Raw genomic sequence first — 9051 nt, 5'->3', positions numbered from 1 at the left:
AAATCAAAGGTGGGAGCTGGCTTGCCTGCGATTGCAGTGTGTCAGCCAAGCAGTTGTCACTGACCCACCGCTATCGCAGGCAAGCCAGCTCCCACAGTTGAAAGGTGTTGCCTGTTTTATTTGCGATCCAGCCACACGGTCTGCGCGTTGCAGAAATCACGCACGGCCACAAACGCCGCAGATCAAAGGTGGGAGCTGGCTTGAGTGGGAGCGGGCTTGCTCGCGAATGCAGTCTGTCAGTCGACAAATTTGCCAACTGATACACCGCCTTCGCGAGCAAGCCCGCTCCCACAGTTGAAGGGTGTTGCCTGTTTTATTTGCGATCCAACCACAGGGTTTGCGCATTGCAGAATTCACGCACGGCCACGAACACCGCAGATCAAAGGTGGGAGCTGGCTTGCCTGCGATTGCAGTGTGTCAGCCAAGGAATTGTCACTGATCCACCGCTATCGCAGGCAAGCCCGCTCCCACAGTTGAAGGGGGTTGTCCGTTTTATTTGCGATCCAGCCACACGGTCTGTGCATTGCAGAATTCACGCACGCCAAAGTGCGACAGTTCGCGCCCGAACCCACTCTTTTTCACTCCACCAAACGCTACGCGCGGGTCGGACACGCTGAACGAGTTGACGAATACTGCGCCAGTTTCCAGCTGGTTGGTGATATCCCGTGCCTTCACCGCGTCGGTGGTGAAGACGCTCGCCGTCAGGCCGAACTCGCTGTCGTTGGCCAGGGCCACGGCATGGTCGGCATCCCGAGCGGTGATGATCGAGGCCACGGGGCCGAACAGTTCCTGTTTGAACGAGGTCATCTGGTCGGTGACGTCGGCCAGCACGGTCGGTTCGTAGTAGTTGCCGACACCGGCCACTTTGTTGCCGCCCAGCAGCAGGGTTGCGCCTTCTTCCAGCGTGGCCTGCACCTGGCCGTGCAGCTCGTCGCGCAGGTCGAAGCGGGCCATTGGGCCGACGTAAGTGCTGGTTTCGGTCGGGTCGCCCATCACCAAGGCGCGGCTGGCGGCGAGGAATTTGGCGGTAAAGGCTTGCACCACGCCTTCTTCGATGATCAGGCGCTTGGCGGCAGCGCAGACTTGGCCGCTGTTCTGGAAACGCCCGATCACGGCTGCCTGGACGGCGGCGTCGAGGTCGGCGTCGTTGAGCACGATGAACGGGTCGGAGCCGCCCAGTTCCAGCACGCATTTCTTCAGCGCGGCGCCGGCCTGGGAGCCGATGGCGGCGCCGGCGCGGACGCTGCCGGTGAGGGTGACCGCGGCGATGCGTGGGTCGGCGATGGCCCTGGACACGCCGTCGTTGGTCACGTTGACCACTTCAAACAGGCCATCGGCGAAACCGGCTTTTTGAAACGCCGCCTTCATCAGGTAGGCGCTGCCCATCACGTTGGGTGCATGTTTGAGTACGTAGGTGTTGCCGGCGAGCAGGGTCGGCACGGCGCCGCGCAGCACTTGCCAGACCGGGAAGTTCCACGGCATGACGGCGAGGATCGGGCCCAGAGGGCGGTATTCGATCTGGGCGCTGCCGTTGTCCACCAGCGTGGGTTCCGGGGCGAGCATGGCCGGGCCGTGGGCGGCATACCATTGGCTGAGTTGCGCGCATTTTTCGATTTCGGCACGGGCCTGGGCGATGGGTTTACCCATTTCCAGGGTGATCATCTGCGCCATATCTTCGGCCTGATCCCGCAAGGCACCGGCCAGGGCCAGCAGCAATTCGGCGCGCTGGCTTACTGGTTGGCGGCGCCAGCTGCGGAAGGCATCCGTGGCGCGGTTAAGCGCCGCGTCCAACTGCGCCTCGGTTTCGTAAGGGTAGCTGCCGACTGTTTCGCCAGTGGCGGGGTTGATCGACAAGGCGTGAGTCTGGTGATAGATAGCGTTCATGGCACCGTCCGGCTGAATGAGTGGATGGGTTCAGCCTACGGGGCTGCATGTTTTCTGGAAACTGAATAATATTAAGCAATACATTCACGATTGGAGAATGATTTGGACCTGGTGCAGCTGGAAATCTTCAAGGCCGTTGCCGAGCAAGGCAGCATCAGCGCCGCCGCGCAGTTGATTCATCGCGTGCCGTCGAACCTGACCACGCGCATCAAGCAACTGGAGCAGGACCTGGGCGTGGAGTTGTTTATCCGTGAGAAGAGCCGCCTGCGCCTGTCGCCGGCCGGGTGGAATTTCCTCGGCTACACGCGGCGCATTCTTGATCTGGTGCAAGAAGCCCGCGCCACGGTGGCGGGGGAGGAACCCCAGGGCGCGTTTGCGCTGGGTTCGCTGGAGAGCACGGCGGCGGTGCGCATTCCGGCGTTGCTTGCGGCGTATAACCAGAAACACGCCAAGGTCGAGCTGGACCTGAGCACCGGGCCGTCCGGCACGATGATCGAGGGGGTGTTGTCGGGACGCCTGGCGGCCGCGTTTGTCGATGGGCCGGTGCTGCATGCCACGCTGGAAGGCGTGGCGGTGTTTGAGGAGGAGATGGTGGTCATTGCGCCGCTGCACCATGCGCCGATCACGCGCGGGCAGGATGTGGCGGGGGAGAGCATCTACACGTTTCGCTCGAACTGCTCGTATCGCCATCACTTCGAGCGCTGGTTCTCACAGGATGGCGCGGTGCCGGGCAAGATCTTTGAAATGGAGTCTTATCACGGCATGCTCGCCTGCATCAGTGCCGGGGCCGGCCTGGCACTGATGCCGCGCAGCATGCTGGAGAGCATGCCGGGGTTTACGGCGGTGAGTGTGTGGCCGCTGAGCGACGCGTTCCGCCTCCTCAATACCTGGCTGATCTGGCGCCGGGGCACGGTGTCGCAGAGTTTGAACAGTTTTGTGAGGCTGCTGGAGGAACGTGGTCTGGTAGCCACTTAGATCAAATGTGGGAGCTGGCTTGCCTGCGATAGCGGTGTATCGGCTAAGGCCGTGCGGGCTGGACTGACGCCATCGCAGGCCAGCCGGCTCCCACCTATTGATCGTGTTTTCAGCCGCCAAATTGCAGGGTGCCCATGGCGAGTTTTGCCATGATGGCCGTGGCGCCCAGTTGTACCAGCCAAAGGGCCAGGCCACCGAGGAACACACCCAGTGCCACTTGCAGCACCAGGCTTTTCTGGCGCTTGGCTTGCGGCGCGCGCGGGGTGAAATCATGCAGTTCGTCGCGGTCGGCGCGCAGGTCCAGGTCGTCGTTTCTCATAGGGCTCTCACAGCAAAGGGGCAGTTGGGGTTCAGTCTAGGGCTGGTCGCGGCAGGCAGCGAGGTTTTCTTCCTGTGGCGAGCGGGCTTGCCCCGCGTTGGGGGGGCGTCGCGGCCCCTTGTTCAGGCATCGGGTTCTTTCAGTAAGTTCACGGGGGGCTTTATGGGGCTGCTTCGCAGCCCAACGCGGGGCAAGCCCGCTCGCCACGGGAGGCCTGCGGGCCACAGGAGGCGCGTTGGCTACAAAAAAGGGGAAGCCATTGAATGGCTTCCCCTTTGTCGCAACCGTTGCAGGTTTACAGCACCTGAACAATCGCCTGGGTCACTGCGCCAATGTTCGACTGGTTCAGCGCCGCTACGCAGATGCGGCCAGTGTCGAGCGCGTAGATGCCAAACTCGGTACGCAGGCGGGTGACTTGCTCCACGGTCAGGCCGGAGTAGGAGAACATCCCACGCTGGCGGCCGACGAAGCTGAAGTCGTGACCCGGGGCGGCCTTGGCCAGTTCAGCCACCATCTGCTCACGCATGCCGCGGATGCGCAGGCGCATTTCGGCCAGTTCTGCTTCCCACTGGGCACGCAGCTCAGGGTTGTTCAGCACCGCCGCCACAATCGCCGCGCCGTGGGTCGGCGGGTTGGAGTAGTTGGTGCGGATCACGCGTTTGACCTGGGACAGGATGCGCGCGCTTTCTTCCTTGGATTCGCTGACGATCGATAGCGCACCCACGCGTTCGCCGTACAGCGAGAACGATTTGGAGAACGAACTGGACACAAAGAAGGTCAGGCCCGACTCAGCGAACAGGCGCACGGCGGCGGCATCTTCGTGAATGCCGTCGCCAAAGCCCTGGTAGGCCATGTCGAGGAACGGCACGAGGTTTTTCGCCTTGACGACGTCCAGCACGTTTTGCCAGTCGGCCGGGCTCAGGTCGACGCCGGTCGGGTTGTGGCAGCAGGCGTGCAGCACCACGATGGACTGTGGCGGCAGGGCGTTGAGGTCTTCGAGCAGGCCGGCGCGGTTGACGTCGTGGGTGGCGGCGTCGTAGTAGCGGTAGGTTTGCACCGGGAAGCCGGCTTTTTCGAACAGCGCCTGGTGGTTTTCCCAGCTAGGGTCGCTGATGGCAACCACGGCGTTGGGCAGCAGTTGCTTGAGGAAGTCTGCGCCGATTTTCAGCGCGCCGGTGCCGCCGACGGCTTGCGCGGTGATCACACGGCCAGCGCTCAGCAGGGGCGAGTCGGCGCCGAACAACAGCTTTTGCACGGCCTGGTCGTAGGCAACGATACCGTCGATCGGCAAGTAGCCACGGGCGGCGTGTTGCGCCACGCGAATGGCTTCCGCTTCGGCAACGGCACGCAAGAGTGGAATCTTCCCCTCCTCGTTGCAGTAAACGCCCACGCCAAGGTTGACCTTGGTGGTTCGTGTGTCGGCGTTGAATGCTTCGTTGAGGCCCAGGATTGGATCGCGTGGTGCCATTTCGACAGCGGAGAACAGGCTCATTTTGCGGCAGCTCTATGGGGGAATGGAGGGACGTGTCGCGCTCCAGCCGAATGCACTAGAGCGGTGCACAAACGGGGAGCTAGTATAGAGGCCATCCAGGCTCAGGGCGACAACCGAAACGGCTTTTCGGCCAAGTTTTTCGGTTTATTTGCCGACCGTTAGTCTTATTGCAACATGGGGCGGCGACAGCAGGTAGGACGATTGCCTTGAAACCCGTCACATTCGCCTCCACTTCTACAGCTATCATGGTTTTTTCCTGCAACCTGCGTTGACTATTCGCGGGTTGCTGAGCTTTTTCGTCCCTGGCGGTTTCGAGTCTGGGGTGACTTCACGAGGTACGTTATGTCGGATTTCCAGCTCGTCACCCGCTTTGAACCCGCCGGCGATCAACCCGAAGCCATTCGCCTGATGGTTGAAGGCATTGAAGCCGGCCTGGCGCACCAGACGCTGCTTGGGGTGACCGGTTCAGGCAAGACCTTCAGCATTGCCAATGTGATTGCGCAGACCAATCGCCCGACCCTGGTGCTGGCGCCGAACAAAACCCTGGCCGCCCAGCTGTATGGCGAGTTCAAGGCGTTTTTCCCGAACAACGCGGTGGAGTACTTCGTTTCCTATTACGACTACTACCAGCCCGAAGCCTACGTGCCATCCTCTGATACCTTCATCGAGAAGGACGCGTCGATCAACGACCATATCGAGCAGATGCGGTTGTCGGCGACCAAGGCGCTGCTGGAACGCAAGGACGCGATCATCGTCACCACGGTGTCGTGCATCTACGGCCTGGGCAGCCCGGAAACCTATTTGAAGATGGTGCTGCACGTCGATCGCGGCGACAAACTCGACCAGCGCGAGCTGCTGCGCCGCCTGACGAGCTTGCAGTACACCCGCAATGACATGGATTTCGCCCGCGCCACCTTCCGTGTGCGCGGCGATGTGATCGACATCTACCCGGCCGAATCCGACCTCGAAGCCATCCGCATCGAGCTGTTCGACGACGAAGTCGAAAGCCTGTCGGCCTTCGACCCGTTGACCGGCGAGGTGATACGCAAGCTGCCGCGCTTCACCTTCTACCCGAAAAGCCACTACGTAACGCCGCGCGAAACGCTGATGGGCGCGATCGAGGGCATTAAGGCCGAGCTGGTCGAGCGCCTGGACTACCTGCGCGCCAACAACAAGCTGGTGGAAGCCCAGCGCCTGGAGCAGCGCACGCGGTTCGACCTGGAAATGATCCTGGAGCTGGGTTACTGCAACGGCATCGAAAACTACTCGCGCTACCTCTCGGGTCGCGAATCCGGGCAGGCGCCGCCCACCTTGTTCGATTACTTGCCGGACGACGCCTTGCTGGTGATCGACGAATCCCACGTCAGCGTGCCGCAAGTGGGCGCGATGTACAAAGGTGACCGCTCGCGTAAGGAAACCCTGGTGGAATACGGTTTTCGCCTGCCGTCGGCACTGGACAACCGGCCGATGCGTTTCGACGAGTTTGAAAGCATCAGCCCGCAGACGATTTTCGTCTCGGCCACACCGGGTAACTACGAAGCCGAACATGCGGGCCGCGTGATTGAGCAACTGGTGCGCCCGACCGGTCTTGTCGACCCGCAAATCGAAATCCGCCCGGCGCTGACCCAGGTTGATGACTTGCTGTCGGAAATTACCAAACGTGTGGCCCTGGAAGAGCGGGTGCTGGTCACCACGCTGACCAAGCGCATGTCCGAAGACTTGACCGATTACCTGGCCGACCACGGCGTGCGCGTGCGCTATTTGCACTCGGACATCGACACCGTGGAGCGCGTCGAGATTATCCGCGACCTGCGTCTGGGCACCTTTGATGTGCTGGTGGGCATCAACCTGTTGCGTGAAGGGTTGGACATGCCGGAGGTGTCGCTGGTGGCGATTCTGGACGCCGACAAGGAAGGCTTCCTGCGCTCCGAGCGCTCGCTGATCCAGACCATCGGCCGGGCGGCGCGTAACCTCAATGGCCGGGCGATTCTGTACGCGGACCGTATCACCGGCTCCATGGAGCGCGCGATTGGCGAGACCGAACGCCGCCGTGACAAGCAGATCGCCTTCAACCTGGAGAATGGCATTATCCCCAAAGGCGTGTTCAAGGACGTCGCCGACATCATGGAAGGCGCCACCGTGCCGGGCTCGCGCAGCAAGAAGCGCAAAGGCATGGCCAAGGCCGCCGAAGAAAGCGCCAAGTACGAGAATGAATTGCGCTCGCCGAGTGAGATCACCAAGCGTATCCGGCAGTTGGAAGAGAAGATGTACCAGCTGGCGCGCGATCTTGAGTTTGAAGCGGCGGCGCAGATGCGCGATGAGATCGGCAAGTTGCGCGAGCGGTTGTTGGCTGTTTGATTTGCGGTGAATGAGCGGGCCTCATCGGGGGCAAGCCCCCTCCCACACGTTGGCGTGTGAACGCCGTCAAATGTGGGAGGGGGCTTGCCCCCGATGGCCGCGCCTCGGTTTTCCAGAAATCCCCCAGGCTGTTACCATTCGCCCCTTGTTTCAATTTTCAGTTATATCGCCCATTCGAGACCTGCCATGACCACCGTCCGCACGCGCATTGCGCCATCGCCTACTGGGGATCCCCACGTCGGCACTGCTTACATCGCCCTGTTCAACTACTGCTTTGCCAAGCAGCACGGCGGTGAATTCATCCTGCGGATCGAAGACACCGATCAACTGCGTTCGACCCGTGAGTCGGAACAGCAGATCTTCGATGCCTTGCGCTGGCTGGGCATCACCTGGGCCGAAGGCCCGGACGTCGGTGGCCCGCACGGCCCGTATCGCCAGAGCGAGCGCAGCGACATCTACAAGCAGTACACCCAGCAATTGGTCGACATGGGCCACGCATTCCCGTGCTTCTGCACGGCCGAAGAGCTGGACCAGATGCGTGCCGAGCAACAGGCCCGTGGCGAAACCCCGCGTTACGACGGCCGTGCGCTGCTGCTATCCAAAGAAGAAGTGGCCCAGCGCCTGGCTGCCGGTGAACCTCACGTGATTCGCATGAAAGTGCCGAGCGAAGGCGTGTGCGTGGTGCCGGACATGCTGCGCGGTGACGTCGAGATTCCGTGGGACCGCATGGACATGCAGGTGCTGATGAAGACCGACGGCCTGCCGACGTACTTCCTGGCCAACGTGGTCGACGACCACCTGATGGGCATCACCCACGTGCTGCGCGGCGAAGAATGGCTGCCGTCGGCGCCCAAACTGATCCTGCTCTACGAATACTTCGGCTGGGAACAGCCGCAGTTGTGCTACATGCCGCTGCTGCGTAACCCGGACAAGAGCAAACTGTCCAAGCGCAAGAACCCGACCTCGGTAACGTTCTACGAGCGCATGGGCTTCATGCCCGAAGCGATGCTCAACTACCTGGGCCGCATGGGCTGGTCGATGCCGGACGAGCGTGAGAAGTTCTCGCTGCAGGAAATGGTCGATAACTTCGACCTGTCGCGCGTATCCCTGGGCGGGCCGATTTTCGATATCGAGAAGCTGTCGTGGCTCAACGGCCAGTGGCTGCGCGACCTGCCGGTGGAAGAATTCGCCAGCCGTGTGCAGCAATGGGCGCTGAACCCCGAGTACATGATGAAGATCGCGCCTTTGGTGCAGGGCAGGGTGGAGACGTTCAGCCAGGTGGCTCCGTTGGCCAGCTTCTTCTTTGCCGGTGGCGTGAACCCGGATGCCAAGCTGTTTGAGTCCAAGAAGCTCTCGGGTGATCAGGTTCGCCAACTGATGCAGTTGATCCTGTGGAAGCTCGAAAGCCTGCGTCAGTGGGAGAAGGATGCAATCACTGCGACGATTCAGGCGGTGGTCGAGTCCCTTGAGCTGAAACTGCGCGATGCCATGCCACTGATGTTTGCCGCGATTACCGGGCAGGCCAGTTCGGTGTCGGTACTGGATGCGATGGAAATTCTCGGCCCGGACCTGACGCGTTTCCGTCTGCGCCAAGCCCTTGATTTGCTTGGTGGTGTGTCGAAGAAAGAAAACAAAGAGTGGGAAAAGCTACTGGGCGCTATCGCTTAAGTCGGCCGTTGTAACGACGAAACCCCGGTTTTCCGGGGTTTCGTCGGTAAGTGATTGTTATCCCGGCAAAAAATTTTGGAAATAGTTGAAAATAAATTTGACACGTTTCCAAACCGCCATTAAGATTCGCCCCGTCCTCACCGATGAGGGGCTATAGCTCAGCTGGGAGAGCGCTTGCATGGCATGCAAGAGGTCAACGGTTCGATCCCGTTTAGCTCCACCAATTTACAGATTCAAGGTCTGGCCACACCGTCCTTGAATTGATCAGTTCTCAGCGCTGATCAGATGTACAGAAGGTTTTGTCCCCTTCGTCTAGTGGCCTAGGACACCGCCCTTTCACGGCGGTAACAGGGGT

The 9051-nt window shown here is 61.0% G+C and carries 6 protein-coding genes and 1 tRNA gene; 4 read left to right on the top strand and 3 right to left on the bottom strand.

Annotated features, from left to right (window positions below; all coding sequences use genetic code 11):
• Positions 1-492 precede the first annotated feature (492 nt).
• Positions 493-1884, bottom strand: a complete 1392-nt coding sequence (locus FPT15_RS27895) for an aldehyde dehydrogenase family protein (protein WP_145165992.1) — start codon at positions 1882-1884, stop codon at positions 493-495.
• Positions 1885-1986: 102 nt separating this feature from the next.
• On the opposite strand from FPT15_RS27895, the gene FPT15_RS27890 reads away from it, so the two are divergent.
• Positions 1987-2859, top strand: a complete 873-nt coding sequence (locus tag FPT15_RS27890) for a LysR family transcriptional regulator (RefSeq protein WP_145165991.1) — start codon at positions 1987-1989, stop codon at positions 2857-2859.
• A 109-nt stretch (positions 2860-2968) separates the two neighbouring features.
• On the opposite strand, the gene FPT15_RS27885 is transcribed toward FPT15_RS27890, so the two are convergent.
• Both FPT15_RS27885 and FPT15_RS27880 read right to left on the bottom strand, forming a co-directional pair.
• Positions 2969-3178, bottom strand: coding sequence for a hypothetical protein (locus FPT15_RS27885; RefSeq protein WP_078738148.1), 210 nt, complete (start codon positions 3176-3178; stop codon positions 2969-2971).
• A 295-nt stretch (positions 3179-3473) separates the two neighbouring features.
• Positions 3474-4670 (bottom strand): amino acid aminotransferase, encoded by a 1197-nt coding sequence (locus tag FPT15_RS27880; RefSeq protein WP_145165990.1) that lies wholly within the window; start codon positions 4668-4670, stop codon positions 3474-3476.
• 342 nt (positions 4671-5012) lie between these two features.
• Here FPT15_RS27880 and uvrB point away from each other — a divergent pair, with 342 nt between their 5' ends.
• From uvrB to FPT15_RS27865, 3 genes are all read left to right on the top strand, one after another.
• A complete protein-coding gene (gene uvrB / locus FPT15_RS27875) occupies positions 5013-7028 on the top strand; it encodes an excinuclease ABC subunit UvrB (RefSeq protein WP_124418047.1) in 2016 nt (671 codons plus the stop codon).
• A gap of 186 nt (positions 7029-7214) precedes the next feature.
• Entirely contained in the window at positions 7215-8696 is a 1482-nt protein-coding gene (gltX, locus tag FPT15_RS27870) for a glutamate--tRNA ligase (RefSeq protein WP_053128828.1), read from the top strand.
• A gap of 147 nt (positions 8697-8843) precedes the next feature.
• Positions 8844-8919: transfer RNA gene (locus FPT15_RS27865), tRNA-Ala, on the top strand.
• The last annotated feature ends 132 nt before the right edge of the window (positions 8920-9051 follow it).

Source organism: Pseudomonas sp. RGB (assembly GCF_007713445.1).
GTDB lineage: Bacteria > Pseudomonadota > Gammaproteobacteria > Pseudomonadales > Pseudomonadaceae > Aquipseudomonas.
Note: the sequence above shows the minus strand (reverse complement) of the source record. Positions and strands in the feature narration are given on the sequence as shown.